We start from the raw sequence: 21,150 nt of genomic DNA, 5'->3' as shown, positions 1-21,150 counted from the left end.
TCTCGTAAACTACAAAATTCATTTTTGCTAACAGTGTTTCACTTTAAATGGTCGAGAATTTTTTGATCTAACGCTTCCATTCCGATTCCCGTGATATAGGCTGTTGCTGTAAGTGCTGGAATATTGTAAGTTGTTGGTAGAATCGTAGTAGATACGATTAAATCCGCGCTTTCTTGACGAGAAGCAACTTCTGCGATTTTACATTGTACAACCTCAGCATTCACCCCGTTATTTTTTAATAAGTTTTCTACTCTTTCACAGACCACTGTTGATGTTGCGATTCCTGCCCCACAAGCGACTAATACTGTATATTTTTTCATGACATTCACTCCAATTGTTATTATTTAATTTGTTCTTAAATGAAAGTAAATCAATTAAATTACTTGGTTTTTAAAGTAAATCATTTCGCTGAAGAATATTGATTATTATTTTAAATGATCAATAATTTTTTGATCTAATGCTTCCATACCTATTCCTGTTATATAAGCTGTTGCCGTTAATGCAGGAATATTATACGTAGTTGGTAAGATTGTTGTTGATACGATTAAATCAGCCCCATCTTGGCGTGAAGCTACCTCTGCAATTTTACATTGTACAACCTCGGCATTAATACCATTATCCTTTAATAAATTTTCTACTCTTTCACAAACCACTGTTGATGTTGCGATTCCTGCTCCACAAGCGACAAGTACTGTTTTTTTCATTATTATTTCCTCCTAATTGTTTTCTTCCATTTGGTTAAATACCGTATAAATATCTTCAATATTGTTTGCTAATAACATTTGCTCGATTTTGCTACCGTCTTGAATGATCTGCATGATTTGTTGTAAAACTGTTAATTGACTATGCGGTTCATTCAAGCCTAGCATTAATACTACGTTAACGTCTGATTCTTTGGTTTTGTCATCCATAAGCTGAAACGACACAGGTTTTTTTAATGTTGCCACAGCAATAAATTGTTCCTTAACGAATTCAGGATCTGTATGGGGAATGGCCACATTATAATTATTCATACATAATCCCGTCGGGAAGACGGATTCTCTTTCAATTACTTTTGTTAGAAATTGATCTGTAACATACCCCTGTTTCAATGCTTCTTTTGCCAGTATTTCAAATAATTGTTCCCTGTTCTCACACTCTAAATTGACTTTTATTAAATCATCTTTTAAGAATTGCCCTAAAGTCATCTTCGTTTCCCCTCCTTGATGTTGCATGCTTATTTTGAATAGGTTTGAATGAGTTCATATAGTTGATCTAGGGCATCCATTTGTATCATTTTTTTGATATCTGCAGATGTACTAGCTAGCTTCATCAATTGCATTAATGCTTGAAAATGCTGATTTTTATCAACTGCTGCAATAACAACTACAAGATGAATTTTTTGATTGCCTCCTACATCTAATCCATTATTTATTTTTAATAAACTCATCCCTATTGAACGAACACCATCTTCCGGACTTGCATGTGGGATCGCTATATTCATTCTAAGCAAAATATATGGAGACATCGTCGGATATTGCTCAAGCATGGTATCCACATATTGCTTTGTAATAACCCCTTTATTCAAAAGTGGCTCCGAAGCGATTTTTATCGCGTCATGCCAACTATCCACATGGTCTCGTATAACCATCGTTTCTGGTGTAATTAAATCAGACAAATAACATCCTGCCTTTTGTTTAGTTGGATCAGATTCTTGAATCGAAAAATAATCCTGTAATGCATTAATTAATCCCTGTTTTTCTTCAATTTTTGCATACTTTCCAATAATATCCACAATTTGATTCACATTAATAACGGATGAATTTAATCCAAAAATCGTTTTCATTACACGTTGGCGAAGCTGAACTTTTTCAAAATCAGTAATAAATCGTTCAACAATAAAAAGCTGTTTGTCTGTTTGCAAAGGTACTGGAGAAAAGACAATATCAATTTCTCTATTGAAATTTTCAAATTCACGAACAGATAGTGCATTATAGAAATAAATTTCAGGAAACAATCCTCTTAATGTATTTTCCATCAACTTTGATATAGATACTCCATTTGGACAAACAACGACAGCCTTTTTCTTTATTTGAATTGTTTCACCACTATTGATTAAATGTCCACCGAGGAAGATTGTAATAAACATAACTTCACTTTCAGGAATACTACATCCTATATATTCTTCCAGCGGTTTAATTGAATCTTTGACAATATAATGGATTGCATCAAATTCTTCACTAAATTTCTCAATCATCGAATAATTGGTCGTTAAATGATATTTAATTCGATAATATGCCGGTTTCATGTGCAAAACTAATCTTTCCAGTAATGCATCTTTATCTTTTAAAACGATAACTGCTTTTTTCTCAAAAAGATCTAAACTATCTCTCAATGCTTGGATGAATTGTGGCAATTCATTTTTTGTTAAAAATTGTGACGATAATACATTTGATGTTAGCAACTGCAACGTTAGAAATAAACGTTCAGCCTTTGGAATATCTTTCCCATCCTGAATGAGGATTTCAGCCGCTTCAAATTCCTTTGTATCAGATAACTCTTCATAATCAATATGGTAAGGATTAGATACGAGCTTACCTCTATTTATTCTTTTTGAAATAATAGCAATAACATAAGGGAGAAGTTTCATTCTTTCATCACTAAATTTCAAATGAAGTCTCGTTTCAACCTCTTCCATTTGTGCTTTCAGCCTTTGAATCTCTTTCCCTTGTATTTCAATTATTTGTTCAATATAGGATTCACCATTATAAATACTAAATACGGATTGTAAAACATCTACTAAAAGTTTTCTTTTGTTCCATTCAGTTCCCGAAAGATCATAGCCTTTTACTCTCGAATAAACAATTGTTAAATCATATTTAGCGACTATATTTTGAGCCGATTTCAGATCCCGCAGTATGGTGTTTTTGCTCACTTCCATTACGGAGGTAAAATGTATTAATGATAATTCCTCATTACTGCTTAAAATCATTAATAGAATTAGAACTGCTCTTTCTTTTTCCGAAGGAATATATTTTTGTTTAGATGGTTCAATCGTTTCAGTAAACAATTCGATTAATACCGGATTCACAATAAACTTCCCACTATTTGTTCGTTTAATGGCCGGAAAATTTTTTTCCAGTAACCAGTCATTGATTTTCTTAAAGCTATAACTAATTTGCCTTCGAGATAATTGATACTTTTCCTCAAGTCTTGCATTTGATATTTCGGGGTTACCAATAACCTCTTTTAATAAAGAATTACTCCTTTCATCTAAATACATAATTGATTCCCCCTAACATATTTTTAGTTTATCAGAAATTATCAAGCTATTGGTTGCGCTTTCATAACCATTTGTTGCAGGGAAAATGTGCAACGTGATGATGTATTATTATTTTTTCATAAATTTAAATAACTTAAGAGGAGGCAATTGAGCATGCAATAACCTGTGCAGTACATATCGTTGCACAGGCCCTGTCGAAACATTTCATATTGTTTTATCTTGATAATTATTTCGGATGAAACCGATACTTTCCAAGATCAATCCGATCATTCAAGCCGAATTCAATTCCTTCATTTTCAAGAGAAAATTTTTGTATTTGAAAATATTCATCATCCGTAAAGCCAATTTGGCCTTTCGCATTTACCACACGATGCCATGGTAGTCGGTGCTTTTTACTCATTGAGTGAAGGATGCGGACGACTTGTCTCGCTGCCCTCGGACTTCCCGCTAATGTCGCAATTTGTCCGTAAGTCATGACTTTACCTTCGGGGATATGTTGAATAATTGAAATGACTTGTGAAGTAAATGGAGTCATATGCATCTTTTCCTTTTTCTACTAGTTTTGCAGTAATGATTGACGTGATTGTAATATATATTATACTATAATAGCTTGAATATTTTTGAAAGACGTGGTTCGTAACCATCCCACGATAAAAAACTAAGGAGAGAAAAATATATGAAAGTAAAAACACTCGTTGTAAATGCGATTATTGCCGCATTGTATTTTGTAATTTCCCTTGTTATCCAGCCGATCGGATTCAAGGCGATTCAATTCCGGATTCCGGAAATGTTTAACCACTTAATCGTTTTTAATAAAAAATACTTTTTTGGAATTGTTTTAGGAGTCATTCTTGCGAACTTCTTTCTATCACCAATGCCGAATTTTGATCTAATTTATGGTGTGGGGCAATCAATTATTGCATTATTGATTACGATTGGGGTATCATATTTTATTAAAAATATATGGGGACGTATGATTGTTAATACTATTGTGTTCACCTTTACAATGTTTATCATTGCTTATGAGCTGCAGCTAGCCCTTGACCTTCCTTTTCTTATTACCTGGCTAACTACCGCAATCGGTGAATTTGTAGTCATGGCTATCGGGGCACCAATCTTTTATTTCTTAAACAAACGCGTCCATTTTGAAAAACAAGTATAAATAAGAGCGATTACTGTTAGAGCCCTTATTAAGACTAGAAGGTTTTTCTTTAATGGCAGTGCTGAAAGAAAAAAATTTCTCTCAGTTAAACGTAAAAGGGCATGACTGATGGCATCTACATATTCTTTTGAAAGTGTATGTTTATATTCGATTTGAAAAAACGCATTTTTGCTCATCATCCATGCCCCTTTCATGAATATATGTATTTATTGTACCAGAATGCACATTCATATTTCAGCAAAAATGGGTTAACTTTCCACAAATGGCAAATGATACTGTAAAGAAATACCGACAAAGAGAATTAGCTGAATTTCCAAGGTGGACGGATGAAGCTGATACTAATGCTCCAATGAGCATTCCCCACCCTACCACTATGGAAGAACTCCAATGCAAGTAATCGGAATGGTTGAATGATAAAGCAGCAGAGGAAACTCACTCAAATTCTAATCCTGAAATCGATAAACTTTGTATATTTACATGAGTAACAAGGAGAAACGTGCCTAATTTGCCAACTGTTTATTCTTCAAATATCCCCATATCCCTCTTGAATCTTTTTTTCGGTCAATCCCTAAAAAATCACACCTGATAAAAATAAGCGAATAACAACTAGCCAGTTGTGACTATAGGGGGTTTATAGGGAACTAAAAATCTTTAACCAGAATAAAATCCCAGATTTCGGACAAAAAGCAAGGGATTTTTGCTTTTTAAAAGACTTAGCAGAAGGTACTCTTTTTCGAGAACAGCACCGGTGGAGCTATACTAAACAGATTGCCCCCTACACGCTGAAACATGTTTGGAGGTGGTCAATAGTTGGCTTCTTATTAGGTGAATCATGTCCGCAGAACCACCATGTTAACCATATTGTTCGTATTATTAAACCGTAACGTAATTTTAGAATAGTGGGAAAATAACAATTTAACTTATGTCCAAAATTAGGGAATAAATTCGAAAACGACTCTTTCAAGGTACTTGCACCTGAAATTTAAACGATTTACTTCCTACTAAATGACCCACAACCAACATTACTCTTACTCGTCAACAAATCCAAATAAATGATGGGTAGATTATTTAGATTTGATGTATTAAGTAGGTTTAAACACCTAGTATAAATACAATATTACGATATCCCATAAGTTATAAAACATAGACTTAACCTAAGGTTCATCCCAAATACATAAAAATACAAAACTAAATAAAAACATACTTAGATTGACACCACTATTAAATTATAATATTATCTGCAATTCTCATTGCATTAGCTTGTATTGTTAATGTAGGATTTACACCACCTGCAAAAGGCATAAAGGATCCGTCAGCTACATATAAATTATCTAATGAGTGAAATCTACCGAATTTATTGACTACTGAGGAACTTTCATCTGAACCAGCCCTACAAGTTCCGTGTAAATGTGCACTTCCTAAATAATAATTTGATGGTGTACAGCTTATGTCTTTAGCTCCCATTGCCCTTAGTATTTCTTTTGCACGCTCTTTCATGTAATATAACCTCCGAGAATCTACTTCATGTGTCTTGTAATCAATTAGAATCCTAGGTAAACCCAATTCATTTTTTTTATTAGATAATTTCACCCTATTTGTAGCCATCGGTTGATCAGCAAGTATACATTCTAATTGTACAAATACTCCTTTATTTTTACTAGGTATATCAAACCAAGGATTAGTTTCATAGATTAATCCACCTAATCCTGAGGGGCAATTTCCATCAACATAATAATCTGTAATAGATATAGTTGAATATAGTCCTTTTAGTAATGGCTTTACTTCATCAAATTGATGCTCATTTACCCATCCTGATACAAACTCACTAACTTTAAAGCTTAATCCTGCACCAACTAGTCCATGCTTATTACCGATACCATTTGGCCACCACTTGTTAGTAGAACGTAAAACCAATGCAGAGCTCTGAATTGCGTTACATGCTAAAACAAAATGCTTTGCCTTTACTTCAAAATTTTCACCAGTTTTAAGATTTATACACTTTATTAAATCAACTGTATCAGGTTTACATTGGATAATTTCCATTGCTTTAGTATTTGTATAAAGGGATACTTTATTATCTTTTAATAACGGTTTCAATATTCTTGTAAAACTATCTGCCTTTGCACCAACGGGACATGCATAATCAGTACAGCTTGTTAAATTCCCGCAAATCGGAAATCCATTATCAACATTAGAGTTAATTGCTAACGGTGTAGGAAATGGATTTAAGCCTAATTTTTTTCCAGCTTCATTAATTAAAATTCCTTGTTGACTATATGAATGAGGAGGGTGCAGTTTTCCTGTACTGTATTTTGGATAAAATGGGTCTTCAGTTGTATCTCCACAAACAGTCAACATCTTTTCTACTTTATTATAATAACTATCCAATTCATGATAACCTATTGGCCATATTGGATCTAACGCATCCTGTGCTACGTAATCTCTGGCATTGAAATCAACATCTCTATATCTAAAAGAAACTCCTCCATAGAAAACAGTTCCTCCACCAACAGCTATCGCTGTCCACGGATAACCATTTAGCTTTATCTTTCCATCTAGATTACGTGCATATGCTTTCTCTGAATTTTCCATAATTGAATTTAAATTAGTGCCCGGGGAGATAAAATCTCCCTGTTCAATAATGGCAACTGAGGCACCTTTGTTACAGAGTACTTTACTAAGTATGGAACCCGCTGCACCACTACCAATAACACAAACATCATATGTTTTACTCACTACTTCACCTCAAACAAGCTTTATTTATAATTTTTCCCCTCTAATTTATATTAATAACCTATTGATATATAATAAGGTTCATTTTTCAAAAAAAGCTTTTCCATTACACAGAATACTTGCTCTAATGTTATTAACTCTATTTTATTTAAAATAGTTTGAAGTTCATAAACCTTTCCAAATAACATATAATTCCTACCAATATCAAAAACCATGTCTTGGGGGTTATCATACGAAAAAACAATATCTGCCTTCAAACGTTTTTTTAATATATTGAGATTTAGGTCCTTTTTCTTGTCGAAATTTTTAATCGTCTTCAATATTTCATTGAATGTTCTATTTTTCTTTTCCGGAGAAGTAATAAACCCAATTAAAAATTGTACACCATCTTCAAAAAAATTAGGTTTCGACCATACTTCGTATAAAAAGGAACGTTCTTCCCTTGTTCTAAGAAAAAGTTTTGAACTCATTCCTTCACCCAAATATAAATTTATCAAGTCATATATCCATCTTTCCTCTGTTTTCCAATCCCCTATTCTATAACCTAAACAAGAGTAAACTAATTCTGGGTTAATAGTTTTATTAAAAATACGTTTTTTTTCCAAACTATTTATTTTCATATTGTTACTTAATAAATAATCCGAATTATGATGGATTCTCTTCTTTATTTGTGATAAACTAAGCATGATTTTATCAAAATCACAATTACCGAATATGCTCACAAATATATTGGAAGTAGTAAACTTTTCTTTAATAAACCTAGAAATACTAGAACCATCTATAATATCTATAGTACTTTCAGTTCCAATAACAGATCTTCCCCTTTGACTTTCCGGTCCCCATAATAACTTCATCATCTCAGTTTTTATTAAATATTCAATTTCGTTATTTACATATTTTATTTCTTCTTTAATAATACTTTTTTCATTTTCAACATCAGAATCATCAAATTTAGGATCGAAAATCATTTCAATTAGAATTTTAAATGCTTCGATACTAGAATTTGAAAGAGCCTTCATCTCATAACAAATAAAGTCTTGACTAGTAAAAGCATTGATAGATATTCCCTTTCCTTCTAAATATTGAAGAAATTTAGATTTCCTTATATCTCCAATGCCTTTAAAATTAATATGTTCAACAAAATGACTCATTCCCTCAGGAAAGCCTTGGTCGTCTGCGCGTATGAATAAATTAGTAATAAAAGAATAGTTGTTTTTATTTTCTTGATAATAAACTTTAATCCCATTTTCTAATTCTACAAAAATACTAATCTCCAACCTTTACAATTAATTTCTCCTTCTCCTCTTCTAATTCATCTTCCTCAAATAGACAATAATTACTAAGCAAAAAACTTCCTACCGGGGATATAACAAAATAATTATTATTTTCTTTATAGAATTTCCAATTATCACTAGTATTTTCTAAAATAGGAACAAAGTGCACATGAATACCATTTTTAAACCTTAAATCAACAGGAATAATCCAATCTAACTTTTTTACAAATTTTAAACATTTATCCCGTTGATAATAGTACTCTCCTAATAGTCGAATATAGTGAATATATAATTTTAAAAACGATTTACCACCATACCGTTTTAACGTTAGTGGAATTACGTGTCTTATTTCCATCATAAAACTATACTTAATCAAATGAATAAACTTTATTTTTGGATCGCTATAACTTGACCTTAATATTTGGTTAAACATCTTTTTTAATCTTTTATACTGAAAATGTAGTTTCCACTCTTTGATTTTACTATTAACAAACCCTGTATCGATAGTGCTATTATTAGTTAAAAAGTAATAATCAACCGCATCTCTTAGCCTATTAAATTTATTACCTCCTGCTTCTGCAATCAGTATTATAAGATTCCATTCATCACTCGGTATATAATACTTCATTGAGTGATACTCAAATAATCTTCTTCGACTCCACATTCCTTCATCAGTAAGCCACGTACATTCTGATATAAGAAATCCCCCCACATTAAATTCTATATACACAGGGTTGTCGCTTTTCAATTCTTTATAAACTGCTATTACCCCACGGGCTTCGCCTTTTTCTAACGAAAAAGTAGGAAAATAATCAAGCTTATAACCTTCCTCTTTTAACATTGGATATATTTCAAAAAAACTTTCTATATTTTTTAATAAAAAATCAAAATCTACGGATTGACGGGATATGTGACTTGGATAGTATTTTCTCATTGCTAAACCTTTTAATACTACGTAGTCCACCTGCAATCTATTGAGGGTTGAGATTACCTTATTAATTTCTTTAAGCTTCCCCTCATTAATCATTATAGAATTTTCCTCATTATTATTTGGCATTTTAAAATCAGGATATCTATCTAAGAAAGGATCGATTAAACGGTGATTCTTTATTAAATTAATAATAGAAGTTCTATCATATGATTCCAGGTCATTTTCACTATGTCTTTTTGTGGCTATATCAAATAGAAATCTTTCAATACTCATTTTTCTTTACCCCTTATTTAATATTAAATCTACCTATATATGATTTCTCCCTCCAGCCATTTTGCTTAAGGTTTTCTAAAATTTTTAAAGACTTCTCCGAATGTGGTTCCACACTTCCTTCTAATACAGTTATTTCATTACTAATACAGAAGTTTTCAAATTTCCTTTTTAAAAGGTCATATACACCATTTCCAGAGAATTTATTTAATACATAGGAGTCTACCAAAACAGCTTTTTCATCGTGCATTTCAAAAGTAATATGTCCAACAAACTCTCCGTTTTTTTCAGCTATAAAGATTATTGTATTCTTCGAAAGGAAAAATTCGTTATAATATTGAACAATATTCTGTTCAAGCCTCTGAAAATCTACTAAATCTACAAATCCGCCTAGACTTATTCCCATCTTATAGGAATCAACTAAGCAAGAAATAACATTATGGCTATCTTTTTCTTCAAATGTCCGAACGGTAAACTCCCCTTTTATTCGCTCCTTAGTTTTTCCAAATAAATCTTTTTCAACCAAAGTAACAACAGAGTATACATCAAGTTTTAAAATATTCTCCACACTTAATCGTTCAAATCCATTTAATGTATTGGTATATTCTAAAAAAAATAAATGAATTTCGTATTCAAGTTCATATATTCTTTTATTAAGATATTGTGATAAGTTTTGAATAAAACTATTATCAATAAGATGGCAATCACCAAAAAGTAAGTCTACATAGCATTCATTTAATCCGCTAAATTCATTGTTTCCAAAATAATATCTCCCTACTATTTTATCTTTGCTGTTATCTTTGCCATAAATAAACCATTCCCCATCAAATGAACTTACAGTATAATCATCTAACTTTTTAATAGGAACAAATTCCTGTAAATTCGGAAAACTTGTAACCTTTATCATTTAAATAATGCCCCTCCTTTATTTTTAACTACTTTTTTCTGAAAACCAAAGTAAATATATACCGATAGAATTAGAAGAATGATACTTGATGATAGAAAAATATAGTTAATTTCAATCAATTCGCCTAAAGCACCTGCAGAGATAAAAGAGATGGGAGCTGCTAATTTCATAATCATGGATGATGTTCCTGAAACCCTCCCTAGTAAATGACTCTCTATTGTCTTTTGCCTAAGAGTTATATAGTAAATATTCGTTGTTATTGTGCCGAAGCTAATTAGTAATAATCCAATTGCAAGACCAGTCCAATGTGTAGATATAAAGTTCACAAAAAAACCAATTGCTGTTATGACCACCGAAGTGATAAATATTTTATCTTGTTCTAATACATCTTTTAACTTATTAGAGGCAAGTGCCGCAAAAACACCTCCAAGTGCGGCGGCAGAGTATACAATACCCAGGGTTTGATTAGATATCTCTAAATTATATAAAGCATAAAATGCAAGGACAGCACCAGAAGCAGCAGAAGCAATGTTCATAATAGTAATACTTATTGTTAACATAAAAAGTCGCCTATTATCGACTAATGCATTCCAACCCTCTAAGAACTCCACTTTTAGTGAGGATTTCTTTTTGTATACATCCTCCTTTGCCTCTTTTTTTGGCTTAGTAACTTTTAACCTACTACTACAGAACAACATGATCAACGTACCCATGATTGTAATTACTAATCCTATACTAAGGTCAACCATATACATCATTCCCGCTAAGATAGGACTAATTAAATTTACTGTTGAATCTACTAGAGTTAATGAAGAGTTAGCTTTCACTAATTGATCATCTTTAACAATCTCTGGTATAACTGTGTCATATGAATTACCTAATGTATAACTAAAAGTAAAAATAAAGAAACCCAATATATATATATGCCAAATCTCCAGCATTTTAAAAACTAATAAAAAATACAGAATCGCCAAAGACAGAATGATTATCAATGATGATAGAATCATAACGTTCCTTCGGTTATAACGATCAATCATAATTCCAATTAAGATACCTAACAAAATATTAGGAAGTACTTGTATTGCTCTCATTGTTCCCATAGCTAAGGTAGATTGAGTTAGAAAAAAAATTACAATAGGAAGCCATAAGGTGAAAAAATTAAAAGAAATTTCTGAAAGTATATTACCAGTCCAAAGGAGCTTGAACTGATTATTTGTCCATATAGAATTTTTTTCCAACTTGGAGTTATTAATAATAATTACCTCCTATCCCGTTTAAATACAGAAAAGCAGGAGTATAACTCCTACTTTTCTATTTTTTCACTTTTTAGCTTCCGATTATTTTCTTTTGATTTTTTTGATTTTTTTGTGTGTAATTACTGCTGGCATTTTTCTCACCTCCTTAAATTTTAGTATATATGTTACTATATATATAGTAACATATATACATTGAAAGTCAAATAAATTTTTAATTTTTTCTTAATATTTTTGAAATAATAGAGGCTATCATCAATTAAATTGACCGTATAGGAATTGCTTTATAGATTTTCTCACTACCCAATGTTGGAATCATTAAAAGTGTTTAGCGGCTTAAGGTCTTTTCTTCTAAATTTTTTATAGCTTCTTGTAGACATGAATAATTAAGATCACTAATATTTTTTATAATACAGGCTTTTCCAATTTCAATTGGAAGTATTAAATTCAAATTTCCACCTCTATGTAAGGAGATTTTATCTAAAGATTTATATAATTCATCTATATCTAAGTTTGATTTATCAACAAGGTCATACCCTATATTTAGTAGCAAGTTCAATATTCTATCTCTTGATGTTCCAGAGATTAAGCCCATTAGAAATGATATTTCCGTTGATATCGCAATATCCATTGCAACAGCAAGCCCATGCTTGATTGAATAATTAGTTGATTCTTCTATAAATGGGCTAAAGGTATGGCCAAAATCAACTAATCTCTCTAGGTCTTTTTCATAATAATTTTTCTCTAATTCCCTTTGCATTAAAGAAATGGCAATCTCATTTATTTTCGTACCTATACTGTCTACATCATTAAATTTTGAATCTATGATGTTGTTAAAGTTTGATTCAATTAATTCAAATAACTTTAAATCAAATATTAATGCCATTTTTATTATCTCTGCTAACCCAGCCATGAGATTCTCTTTATCTAAAGTTTTAAGTAAACTTATATCATTAATAGTTGCAACGGGGTTATGAAATGATCCCAGTATATTTTTAGAGGTTTTATGATTAACTCCATTTTTAATTCCTATACCAGCATCAATTTGAGCTAAAAGAGTTGTTGGAATTCTTAAATAGTTTAACTTCCTTTTATACATCGATGCAGCGAATCCGACTATGTCCAGAAGTATACCTCCTCCAATTCCAACCATTAATGATTTTCTATCTAAACCGAAATCCATCCCACTTTCACAAACTTTTAATACATTATTAATGTTTTTATTTATCTCAGTAGTTTTAATCGTAATAATCCTATACTGATATTCCTGTAGATGGAAATTAAAATAATTTTTTATTTTATCTAAATAAAGCTTCTCAATAGTTTCACTTATAATAATTAAACATTTCTTCTCCTTTATAGTTTCTTTAATTAAATGATTATCAATATTAAATATTTGCCTATCTAGATATACATCAAAATGAAAATCCATTAATCCATGTGTTGGTAAAACAACTTTGTTTTCCTTTAATAATACCTTCTCCATCAGGTTGTCCTCCCGTAATTAATTAGATTTTGAAACTTGGAATATAAATAAATTCATATTGTTCTGACTGTCATTTTTAAGTTCATGTTCACCGTAAAGAGGATTAATAATTACATCACCAGTAGATACTTCATAATTTACGTTATTAATTATCATTTGTCCCTTTCCTTCTATAACAAAATAAACTTCTTCATTTTCTTGATGTCTATGTCTGCCAATTGTTGAACCGGGTGGCACTACTACAAAGTCTATAAAATCAATAGAAGTCTCAAAATTAGAATCTAATCTAATCTTTTTTAAAAGCCCAATCCCGCCATGACTAACTTCATATATTAGATCACTTTTGTAAACGTTATAAATCATATTTCTTCTCCACCCTTTCCAAAAGTAATTTTTCTAACTGTTGAAAATAACCTTAATTGACTATTCCATTTCTTCAATGATATATTTTTCTTATAAAAAATTAGGATGTGAAAGTATGTACCTCGAAGAAAGAGACTTTAGATCAATTAGTAAACGATGTGAGGAACTTATTCAAAATAAGTCCCCATTTATTTCCATATTAATTGATATTGATAATTACCATGAAACCAGTAAAATAGAAAATAATGAAAGAATAAAGTTAATTAAAGATTTTTTTAATAAAAATCTATCTGTTAATATGGAATATTTAGGAAAAGATGAATTTTATTCGATAGATACCAATTTAAAATTAGAAAGTATAGCAAGTGAGTTATTTAACTTAAAACTAAAATTACCCAATGAACTTATGGATTCATTCTGTGCTTCTATTATTGAGTATCCTCAAAATGGAAAAGACTCAATAGAAATAATTCGTTTATTAGAAGAATCGATCTATCAAGGCAAACAAGAAGGAAAAAATAAGATTGTTTTTGCTCATGATGCAAAAATGAAACTCAAAAGCAATTATTACTCATTAACCCAATTAGAAAGACTTAACGATTTGTCCAAAATGATTGGTAGAACTGAGTCCTCTCTTTTGAGAGAAGCTTTAGACAATTTATTTAGAAAATACTATGATTAAGCTTTTGTTTTATTCAGAAAAAAGTTTGTTAATTATTATTAATCTGTCACTAGTATCTATAAAATCACTAGCACCGTCCATTTGTCTCCAAGCACTAATAAATCTTCTTTCGTCGTTTATGGAGAAACTACCAGTATTGTAATTAGAACTCAATTGCTCAATCACTTGAGTGATTACTTTTAACACAAAATCGTATACTTCATTTGTTATAGCTAAATTTGGACACTGATTATCTCCATTAAAAAATAGTAAGCCATTTAATAAACACAAACGATAGAACTTTTCTTCTATCTCATCATTTGGGAAAACAAACTGGAACAGGTTCCCGTTCCCATTTACATTCATATCTATTGGACTATTTTTTAATATTTCTCTTAGGTTATTTAAAAATGTGGCACCAATATTTCTTATTTGCATGTAACCATTTTGATTACGCATCTTTTTTAAAGTTCCAAGCGCAGAAATATAAGGTAGTAGTTCATAATATGAGGTATATGTGAAATCCCTCGAAAACTCCATTACCTGTTCGGGTCCTACTACACAGGATAGTCTATTTCCATTGGATAAACCTTTTGCGAACACATAAAGATCAGCTCGCTCCCCAACCATTTCTAATGAATTACCAGATCTATATCTATAACCTTGTTTAACGTCGTCGCAAATAATGTATATTTCATGTTCTCTACAAATTGAAAACAACTCGTTATAAGTTTTCTCTGAAAGATATACATAATCCGGGGATATTACAAAAGCCGCTATGTTACCTTTATTATTAGTTATTGCTCTCTTCAATAGATCTGGAACAAAAAATACATCTAATATATCATTTTTATTCAATTCATGAGGTCCATTATCGTGATACCAAAGTGGATCCCAGCCATGATAGCCTGAGCTTAATATTATTGATTTTTTTGAAGCCATTCTTACCATATTAACGCTTGCTTTAACTGCTTCAGTTCCTGTAGAAAAATAAGCTATTTTATAATGATCACGTTTCAAATCTCTTAAAATTATTTCTGACAAGGCAACAATATACTGATGTGGTCCGGTTACAGTACTTGATTTATTTGAGATTGATTCTATTAATAATTGATTAATATCACTATCATTATGCCCTAAAAGTATTGACCCTTTACCGTTTATAAAATCAACGTAACGTTTTCCATTTATATCCCAAATATACGCCCCATCACCTTTTTGAAAGATTATTTTCTCATCTTTGTAAGGATCTAAAGGTGACCATACATCTGTAGAGACAAAACTATCAATATTATTTATCAATTCTTTTGTAGACATTATATCCTCCATAATTTTCTATAAATGAAAATAAAAGATTTATTAATCTGTTAAACTATCAACTCAAAGTAATAGGTAATTTTTTTCAAAAGTAGAACAAACAACAAAATTCTTCCCTCTAGCATCTTTGCTAAGTGTATTACCAGTGACTATCCTCGTCAATTTACCTATCATTCAAACCATCTTTTCAAATTTAAGTTCAAGAGTTCATTAAACCAATTTCTCTTTCCTCGATCGCTTTACACCGATATAGCTTTCGTGAAGTGTATTTAATATGCTCTGACTTTCTTTGGAAGCCGCAAGTATCTCAGCAGGTGGTGTTATAACTGGATGAATTACTTTAGTGAACTTCTCATAGGAGGCATACATAATTCGTTCAATAATATTATGCCACTCAACAGGAATACGCCAATCACTTTCATATCCAGTTGCAAGCATGTGTTCTACCGTTTCCGTTATTACTTCTTCCCGTGTAAGCGGTTGGATAGGGCTACGAACTGGAATAAATAAAGCAAGATCAACATTAGCCTCTTTGTCACAAACAAGTTTTGCCATTTCACGTGACAAATAAGGAGATAAAGTTAATCCGTCACACGATACGTCCCTGTCATTCGCCAGAGTCCCTTAAGATTAGATTCACCCAATAAAGAATATCCATCAAGAGAAACAGGTCGATTACCAACTTGGAGACGATTCAATGTGCCTTTAGACAAATTCCGTCGGATTTGACGATATGCACAATCAATCAAAAATACGATATCATCTAAAATAGGATTATCTACTACTTTAGGAGAAATAACATTTGTGGCACCTATGTAAACTTCTCCTTTCTGTCTTAGTACAATATGCAAACCACATGCAAACGCTCTTTTAGGAGTTTTTAAAACTCTACTTGGTGATGTTTCATCCTCGGTACTTACTATTGCTGACACACCATAACCACTGACCAACTTTGGTATACTTACAGCAATATCAGGAACAGTGTCAAGTAAGTCTTGAGATTTAACTCTGCAGCTAACACTATTTTATTACTAAATAATCGCTCCCCTGATTCAAGTACTAAAGCATCAACGCGCTGCGCATTATGTTCTATTCGCAAACCAAGTTCAGTTATTAACGTACCACCGAGAAAAATAAATGACTTTTCCAATATTTATTAAAGATCAATTGGATAAATGCATGTTCATTTGGTATATAAATTGCTCTTTCCGGTCAGGATCCTGGCACGACCATGTTCACTCTTAAGAAGAGTAGATGTTACTTCTCCAAAACATCCAAGCATTGCACCTGCAGCAGTTGATGCTGCCCACGGTCGATTAGACTCACCTACTAATGCAACCGGCAACTTTTTTCTTACAAGTGAAAGTGCCAATGAAAGCCCAAGTACACCATTTCCCACAACAACAACATCATCAAATACATGTTGATTTTTCATAATAATTCCGATACCTTATTTCTTATTTGGAATTCAACCACATTGTAATAATCTAATCTCTTATACCCTTCCGAAAATATGGGATAAGAAATCTCCATCTTAACTTTCAGGTAATAACCGAATACAACTACAGCAAAACGGCTAAATTAGGATTTAGAATCTTCAAGAAAAGGGAGATTTCTGATTCTTAGTATTCTACATCCTTCTGTATCAGATATTAGAGCAACATTATTTTCAATTAACTCTATGCTGCGAGTTTCCATTAATGCTGTTTTGATTATTTCCTCCGATGAATCGTAGGCTTGAATTACATTTCCATCTTTGTTTATTTTTATTATGGTACCTGTTCCCCCATCAACTATTAATATATTGTTATAGTCTAGTACATAACAACACCTTGGCCAGAATAGGTTTATCACTCTTTCACCTAAGTGAATTTCTTTTAACTCCCATTTAATATGACCATTTTCACTGACAGATAAAATTCTATGATTAGCAGAGTCAGCGATAATCGTATTATTGTTAGTTGTATTACGATATGCCCAGTGTGGATCGTATAGAGTATTGTTTTTATAGCAACTATCATTTTTAAATATCCATTTAGCACGATTCTTTTCATCAATTTCAACAACTGTGTCCGCAGGTGAGTCGACAACAAGCCAGTTTCCATTATTAAGGATATCAACATAATGGGGGTCTTTAAGCTTAACCCACCTACCATCTGTATAATATTCTGTCACAGATCTTAATATCTTCTTGTCTGAGGATATTAAGATGATTCTTCCATTTCTTCCGTCGGCTATTAGCGTTTGATCTTTATTAATTTTCTTTGCACATCTTGGCCAAAATAGTGCACTATCCCCTGAAGATTGATCTCCGTTTCCAAATTGCCAAACTACATTATTATTACTGTCTATCTCAATAATTCTATTATTAGATGTATCTGCAACTAATATATTTTCGTTATCTAGAACCTGAATAGATCGTGGAAACGACAGTAGTCTCTGTTTCACATTTGTACCACCAAATACCCAAATAATTTCTCCATCTTGATTAACCTCGATGACTCTCTGGTTTCTACTATCGCATATCAATTTATTTCCATTTTGAGTCTCTTCAGACCACGCTGGATAAAATAAATGGTTACTTTCGTAAAAACCATCCCTTACGTTCGAATAGCACCATGTTATTTGGTTATCCCTGTTAACCTCCACTATTCTATTATTCATAGAATCGGTTATAAGAACATTGTCGTTTGCTAACACTGTTGCAGATTGAGGATAAGTTAATTGATTAACATCGCTCCCAGGTTGTCCTAGTATGCCATGTTGCCAAACTACTTTTTCATTTGGAGATAGTTCGAATACGAGTTGAAGTTCTCTATCAGTTATAAGAACATTACCGTTTTCCAGTGTTTTAATACAAATCGGATCTATAAAATATTCTTCTGGAATACGCCATATTTTTGTGTTAATAGAATCTTTATAAAAAACTTCTAACTCTTTATTAGCACCATCAAGTACTACAATCCTCCCGTCAGCCCAACTATCAAAAGTAATTGGCTTAAAATTTTCTCTTTTGCTACTATGTTTCCATACTATATCACCATCATTAATTTGAACAATTTCATCATCTAAAATAGCTAGAAATGTATTATTACCAATATACTTAATAAAAGTAATACCACATAATACAGTGTCACTCGGACTATATAAAGATGTTATTTTTTTGGTTTCCTTGGACACTAAAAATGCTGGTAGATCTTTATTTGTAGGATCAAAAATGAAAACTTCACCTGTTTCATATAATTGCTGTGCAATTACCGGGTCTTTAAGATATGGCCTTTGGTTATATTTATCTTTTCTTATACCTATCTCTTTTTCTAACTTAAATGGGATATTTTTAATTGATATTGGTTTATTCATATTCAATTATACCCTCGAATAAAAAAGATTTTGTTAGATACTCAAATTCTGCCCTATCCAATGCTATTTCTCCACCTCGAACAATACCGGCAGTACCACCGGAGAACAACATACCAGCTTTGTCTTCCACTAATTCTTCCAGATCCTCTATCTGTCTCATATCTCGACGAGCATCATAAATAGTAATTCCCTTAATCATATATCTCTTCAATACATTCAATAATAATAAATTTATTTTTGATGTAGATGTATATCCTAGAACCATTAAACCTCCTAGATCGTTAATCCAAGCAGCAAAATCTTCAAAAGATACTATTTTTTCAATTGACAAATTATCATAATCTGTATATGTAAAACTTGGAGGTAAATATCCGATAATTTCTAGTATTTCTCCGTTGAAATTATGAGTAGCAGAGACACCAATAATACAGTTAAATGATAAATTTCTTAATTCACGTATTACTTCTTTTGTCTTCAATACTCTATCAATACTAGTTACAATTCCAACCCAGGATAAATTGCTTTCCTCACTTAGAGATAGCAAAGTATTAGTTATCTCTTGTTCATCTCCATCAATTCTTAAATTCATATCTCCAAATTTAGAGTACTTAACTATATCAAGTTCAGGGAAGAATTGTTTAAATTGAAAATAGTATTCATTCCCGTGATCAGCTGTATGAATTAGATTTTCCATGTTACGACTCGTATAACCGTAATTACTTCTTATTTGTTGCTTAATATCTCGAAGCTTTTGTCCAGCATAGTGCCCCTTAACTAAATATCCAATAACATCACTTCTTGAAATGTAATCAGAGTAAATATCCATATTAAAATCTGATGTAAAACTTTCAAGAACTTGAAGTTTGGTTAGTTGCCTTTTTGACACATGCACTATTTTAATATCATTACTTTTAAGTTCTTTTATAAGTTCTTCTTCAATACCCTTTTGTACACCATCTGGCTTTAATATCACAAGACCATGCTCTTCTTTAATGTTCAATTGAATTCACTTCCTTAAGAAATATTGCTAATTTATATTTGTGTTTTGTTTGAAAGATGGTAAAACTAGATTATTAAAAAGTTATTTATTTTTTCAATCATCCCTTGAACAATTATTATTGTATTATAGTTAACATTTGAGCTATCAAAATGTTCATTTAATTCATCCATGCAAATGATCGAGTAAATTAGTATTACACTCAAAAAATACTTAAATGCTATCAAATCTTTACCGTTAACAGGTGCTTTTTTCATAAATCCATCAAATAATGTATAAATTTTTTCTATTTCAATCTCTTGTTTTAAAATGGGCTTATTATTCATATTTGGCCAATACCATGCACTTACAAGAATGCATTGCCAAGCGATATCTATCAAACTGTAATTCCAATGTGCATCATCTAAGTCTATTGGAATGAGAATATTACTTTTATACTCACGGATTACATTATAATAATGCAAATCACCATGTATCCATGAACATGTTAATTGTGAGAAATCTACTATGCCTTGAAAATCCTCCAATAAAAATTTCAAATCATCCAAGCGATTCGAAACTAATTTATCAAGTCGATTTTTTTCATCAAAGTAATTGAACAATATATTAATATACTTATGGAAAGAATTGTTTGTAATTTTTGGAAAGTTTATCTCACTGCACTTAGGAGTAATTAACCTTTCTCCTTCCATATTTACTGTTTGTTTAGCAATTTCTCCAGCTAGATTGCCGAGTTCCTTCAAATCATTCTCATCATCAGGAAATAAGACCCTTCCAAAGAGCCACTCATGCAAGGCAAAAACCCTTTTATTCCAAACAAAAAAACTTTGTTTCTCTACTGTTTCCTTGAGCTGTGCAGTTTGGATTCCACTTTTCCTAAGGAACTTTTGATAGTCTAGTACTTGAACAAACTCCTCGAATTGCAGGTAGTATGGTTTTTCTTTCAAAAAAAAGTGCCCATAATCACTTTGCACCCTCCATCTAACACTATCACCCCAAGTACCATATTTTTTTACAACTTTTGGGTTTGTAATATTATATTTATTCTCGAGCAGCTCCAACAAGCTTATTTTAGACATTTTAATACAACCTTCACATTTTTTTGATCACTCTGAATCTATTCAATTTTCTTCAGTAAACTTAGTAATGACCTCACCTCTATTAAATAAATCTT

Annotated in this window: 22 protein-coding genes and 1 riboswitch; of the genes, 3 read left to right on the top strand and 19 right to left on the bottom strand. The window is 31.5% G+C overall.

The window, feature by feature from the left end; genetic code table 11:
• Positions 1 to 38: 38 nt before the first annotated feature.
• The 5 genes from MKY81_RS08030 to MKY81_RS08010 form a co-directional block, all read right to left on the bottom strand.
• Entirely contained in the window at positions 39 to 320 is a 282-nt protein-coding gene (locus MKY81_RS08030; RefSeq protein WP_066235913.1) for a PTS sugar transporter subunit IIB, read from the bottom strand.
• 105 nt (positions 321 to 425) lie between these two features.
• Positions 426 to 704 carry a PTS sugar transporter subunit IIB gene (locus tag MKY81_RS08025; protein WP_066235915.1) on the bottom strand — a complete coding sequence of 93 codons (279 nt, stop codon included), beginning with the start codon at positions 702 to 704 and terminating at the stop codon, positions 426 to 428.
• 12 nt (positions 705 to 716) lie between these two features.
• Entirely contained in the window at positions 717 to 1,187 is a 471-nt protein-coding gene (locus MKY81_RS08020; RefSeq protein ID WP_066235917.1) for a PTS sugar transporter subunit IIA, read from the bottom strand.
• A 29-nt stretch (positions 1,188 to 1,216) separates the two neighbouring features.
• Complete coding sequence (locus MKY81_RS08015; protein ID WP_108072477.1) at positions 1,217 to 3,262, bottom strand: BglG family transcription antiterminator; 2,046 nt, start codon at positions 3,260 to 3,262, stop codon at positions 1,217 to 1,219.
• Positions 3,263 to 3,488: 226 nt separating this feature from the next.
• Positions 3,489 to 3,797, bottom strand: coding sequence for an MGMT family protein (locus tag MKY81_RS08010; protein ID WP_066235921.1), 309 nt, complete (start codon positions 3,795 to 3,797; stop codon positions 3,489 to 3,491).
• A gap of 88 nt (positions 3,798 to 3,885) precedes the next feature.
• A riboswitch (PreQ1 riboswitch) is annotated at positions 3,886 to 3,930 on the top strand.
• 8 nt (positions 3,931 to 3,938) lie between these two features.
• Here MKY81_RS08010 and MKY81_RS08005 point away from each other — a divergent pair.
• The gene (locus MKY81_RS08005; protein ID WP_341117441.1) at positions 3,939 to 4,424 is read left to right on the top strand and encodes a QueT transporter family protein; all 486 of its coding nucleotides are present in this window, start codon (positions 3,939 to 3,941) and stop codon (positions 4,422 to 4,424) included.
• Positions 4,425 to 4,686: 262 nt separating this feature from the next.
• Positions 4,687 to 4,821 carry a hypothetical protein gene (locus MKY81_RS08000; RefSeq protein ID WP_341117440.1) on the top strand — a complete coding sequence of 45 codons (135 nt, stop codon included), beginning with the start codon at positions 4,687 to 4,689 and terminating at the stop codon, positions 4,819 to 4,821.
• An 824-nt stretch (positions 4,822 to 5,645) separates the two neighbouring features.
• Here the strand turns inward: MKY81_RS08000 and MKY81_RS07995 are convergent.
• The 7 genes from MKY81_RS07995 to MKY81_RS07965 all read right to left on the bottom strand — a co-directional run bounded on the left by MKY81_RS07995 (position 5,646) and on the right by MKY81_RS07965 (position 13,641).
• Positions 5,646 to 7,160 (bottom strand): GMC family oxidoreductase, encoded by a 1,515-nt coding sequence (locus tag MKY81_RS07995; RefSeq protein ID WP_341117438.1) that lies wholly within the window; start codon positions 7,158 to 7,160, stop codon positions 5,646 to 5,648.
• Between the two features lie 50 nt (positions 7,161 to 7,210).
• Positions 7,211 to 8,434 carry a M16 family metallopeptidase gene (locus MKY81_RS07990; RefSeq protein WP_341117435.1) on the bottom strand — a complete coding sequence of 408 codons (1,224 nt, stop codon included), beginning with the start codon at positions 8,432 to 8,434 and terminating at the stop codon, positions 7,211 to 7,213.
• The gene (locus MKY81_RS07985) at positions 8,424 to 9,635 is read right to left on the bottom strand and encodes a nucleotidyltransferase family protein (RefSeq protein ID WP_341117432.1); all 1,212 of its coding nucleotides are present in this window, start codon (positions 9,633 to 9,635) and stop codon (positions 8,424 to 8,426) included. The genes MKY81_RS07990 and MKY81_RS07985 overlap by 11 nt, the downstream gene beginning before the upstream one ends.
• A gap of 13 nt (positions 9,636 to 9,648) precedes the next feature.
• Positions 9,649 to 10,539, bottom strand: coding sequence for a GNAT family N-acetyltransferase (locus tag MKY81_RS07980; RefSeq protein ID WP_341117430.1), 891 nt, complete (start codon positions 10,537 to 10,539; stop codon positions 9,649 to 9,651).
• Positions 10,536 to 11,777 (bottom strand): MFS transporter, encoded by a 1,242-nt coding sequence (locus tag MKY81_RS07975; protein ID WP_341117429.1) that lies wholly within the window; start codon positions 11,775 to 11,777, stop codon positions 10,536 to 10,538. Before MKY81_RS07975 ends, MKY81_RS07980 begins: the two co-directional genes overlap by 4 nt.
• Before the next feature lie 343 nt (positions 11,778 to 12,120).
• Positions 12,121 to 13,278, bottom strand: a complete 1,158-nt coding sequence (locus MKY81_RS07970; protein WP_341117426.1) for a sedoheptulose 7-phosphate cyclase — start codon at positions 13,276 to 13,278, stop codon at positions 12,121 to 12,123.
• 18 nt (positions 13,279 to 13,296) lie between these two features.
• Entirely contained in the window at positions 13,297 to 13,641 is a 345-nt protein-coding gene (locus MKY81_RS07965) for a cupin domain-containing protein (RefSeq protein ID WP_341117424.1), read from the bottom strand.
• Positions 13,642 to 13,756: 115 nt separating this feature from the next.
• Here MKY81_RS07965 and MKY81_RS07960 point away from each other — a divergent pair, with 115 nt between their 5' ends.
• Positions 13,757 to 14,323 (top strand): ribbon-helix-helix domain-containing protein, encoded by a 567-nt coding sequence (locus tag MKY81_RS07960; protein WP_341117421.1) that lies wholly within the window; start codon positions 13,757 to 13,759, stop codon positions 14,321 to 14,323.
• Positions 14,324 to 14,332: 9 nt separating this feature from the next.
• On the opposite strand, the gene MKY81_RS07955 is transcribed toward MKY81_RS07960, so the two are convergent.
• From MKY81_RS07955 to MKY81_RS07925, 7 genes are all read right to left on the bottom strand, one after another.
• Positions 14,333 to 15,619, bottom strand: coding sequence for an aminotransferase class III-fold pyridoxal phosphate-dependent enzyme (locus tag MKY81_RS07955; RefSeq protein WP_341117420.1), 1,287 nt, complete (start codon positions 15,617 to 15,619; stop codon positions 14,333 to 14,335).
• Between the two features lie 210 nt (positions 15,620 to 15,829).
• Entirely contained in the window at positions 15,830 to 16,174 is a 345-nt protein-coding gene (locus MKY81_RS07950) for a hypothetical protein (RefSeq protein ID WP_341117419.1), read from the bottom strand.
• A 26-nt stretch (positions 16,175 to 16,200) separates the two neighbouring features.
• Positions 16,201 to 16,551 carry a hypothetical protein gene (locus tag MKY81_RS07945; protein WP_341117417.1) on the bottom strand — a complete coding sequence of 117 codons (351 nt, stop codon included), beginning with the start codon at positions 16,549 to 16,551 and terminating at the stop codon, positions 16,201 to 16,203.
• A gap of 251 nt (positions 16,552 to 16,802) precedes the next feature.
• Positions 16,803 to 17,054, bottom strand: a complete 252-nt coding sequence (locus tag MKY81_RS07940; RefSeq protein ID WP_341117415.1) for an FAD-dependent oxidoreductase — start codon at positions 17,052 to 17,054, stop codon at positions 16,803 to 16,805.
• 146 nt (positions 17,055 to 17,200) lie between these two features.
• Positions 17,201 to 18,979 carry an outer membrane protein assembly factor BamB family protein gene (locus MKY81_RS07935; RefSeq protein WP_341117414.1) on the bottom strand — a complete coding sequence of 593 codons (1,779 nt, stop codon included), beginning with the start codon at positions 18,977 to 18,979 and terminating at the stop codon, positions 17,201 to 17,203.
• On the bottom strand, positions 18,972 to 19,979 hold the full coding sequence (locus tag MKY81_RS07930) for a nucleoside-diphosphate kinase (protein ID WP_341117412.1): 1,008 nt from the start codon (positions 19,977 to 19,979) through the stop codon (positions 18,972 to 18,974). The genes MKY81_RS07935 and MKY81_RS07930 overlap by 8 nt, the downstream gene beginning before the upstream one ends.
• Positions 19,980 to 20,044: 65 nt before the next feature.
• Positions 20,045 to 21,055: a phosphotransferase gene (locus MKY81_RS07925; protein ID WP_341117411.1), complete on the bottom strand. Its 1,011-nt coding sequence runs from the start codon at positions 21,053 to 21,055 to the stop codon at positions 20,045 to 20,047.
• Positions 21,056 to 21,150 lie beyond the last annotated feature (95 nt).

Source organism: Heyndrickxia sp. FSL W8-0423 (assembly GCF_038009395.1).
GTDB classification, from domain to species: Bacteria; Bacillota; Bacilli; order Bacillales; family Bacillaceae_C; genus Heyndrickxia; species Heyndrickxia sporothermodurans.
Note: the sequence above shows the minus strand (reverse complement) of the source record. Positions and strands in the feature narration are given on the sequence as shown.